Below are 1442 nucleotides of genomic sequence, written 5' to 3'. Positions count from 1 at the left end.
TGAACTGCACCCCAAAAGTTGGACACTCCTCCAACGATTGGGGTGTTTTTCATGGCGAAACATAATGAAGAGTTCAAACTGTTAGTCGTACAGCGTTACACAGAAGGACAGCTGGGTTATAGGAGTCTGGCCAATCAGTACGGTCTTGACCACGCCACCATCAGGCGTTGGGTTAAAAGCTATGAACAACATGGCCTGCACGGCTTGCAGAAGAAGTTCAGCCGCTACAGTGCAGAGTTTAAATTGTCGGTGTTGCAACGGATGAGGCAAGAGGATCTCTCGGCCCGACAAGCGATTGCCTTGTTCGATATCCGAGGTGGAGTGGGTGTCGTGCGGGGGTGGGAAAGTCAGTATCATAAAGGAGGCTTCCAGGCGTTGGAGCCTAAAGCCCGAGGTCGCCCGACGAAGATGCCCACAGCAGAGCCCCCCAAGCCCCCACTTCCAGTGACGGAAAAGAGCTCACTGGAGCAACTGCTCCAAGAGAACGAATACTTGCGAGCAGAGGTGGCCTACCTAAAAAAGTTGAGGGCCTTGCGTCAGTCCAAAGAGCAAGCCGCGCAGAAAAAGCGCGACTAGTCCTTGAACTGAAGCATGGCCATCCTTTACCGGTGCTGCTAAAAGTAGCCGAACTGTCGCGTAGCACCTTCTATTATCAGGTAAAGGCTCAGCAGTTGGATGATCGACATGCGGGCCTGAAGCGTCGCATTCACGCCCTCTACGAGCGTCACAAAGGGCGCTACGGCTATCGCCGCATCACAGCAGCGTTGCGCCAGACGGGCGAGCAGGTCAACCACAAGACAGTCCAACGCCTGATGCAGCATCTGGGTTTGAAGTCATTGGTACGCCCGAAGAAATACCGCTCCTATCGTGGACAACAGGCCAGTGTGCCAAACCTCCTTGCCCGTCAGTTTCAGGCTGAACGCCCCAACCAAAAGTGGGTCACCGACGTCACGGAGTTCAATGTCCGAGGCGAAAAGCTCTACCTGTCGCCCGTGATGGATCTCTACAATGGGGAAATCGTGTCCTACTCAATGCAGAAACGGCCGGCGTTCTCGTTAGTCGGGGGAATGCTGAAAAAAGCCTTGGCCAAGCTGGCCGATCAAGACGCGCCGCTACTGCATTCCGATCAAGGCTGGCAATATCAGATGCCCGCTTACAGGCGCAAGCTCGCCGAGCAGGGCGTGACCCAGAGCATGTCACGCAAGGGGAATTGTCTAGATAATGCAGCGATGGAGAGCTTCTTTGGAACGCTGAAGTCAGAATATTTTTACCTGAACAGCTTTGACACCATTGAGCAATTACAGGCGGGCATCCGACACTACATCCATTACTATAACCACGAGCGCATCAAGTCCAAACTAAAAGGCCTGAGCCCGGTGCAGTACCGAGCTCAGGCCTTGTCCGCTTAGTGTTTTACTGTCCAAGTTTTTGGGGTCAGTTCA

1 protein-coding gene is annotated in these 1442 nt (G+C 53.7%); it reads left to right on the top strand.

Going from position 1 to position 1442, the window contains the following annotated elements:
• The first annotated feature begins 51 nt into the window (after positions 1-51).
• Positions 52-1409 (top strand): IS3 family transposase gene (locus tag QT231_RS24150; RefSeq protein WP_308339315.1). Its coding sequence is split into 2 segments (ribosomal slippage): positions 52-532 and positions 532-1409, totalling 1359 coding nucleotides; the frame shifts between segments, so codons are not numbered across the junction.
• Positions 1410-1442: the final 33 nt, after the last annotated feature.

It is taken from the genome of Halomonas sp. SpR1 (assembly GCF_031010175.1).
Classification (GTDB): Bacteria; Pseudomonadota; Gammaproteobacteria; order Pseudomonadales; family Halomonadaceae; genus Vreelandella.
Note: the sequence above shows the minus strand (reverse complement) of the source record. Positions and strands in the feature narration are given on the sequence as shown.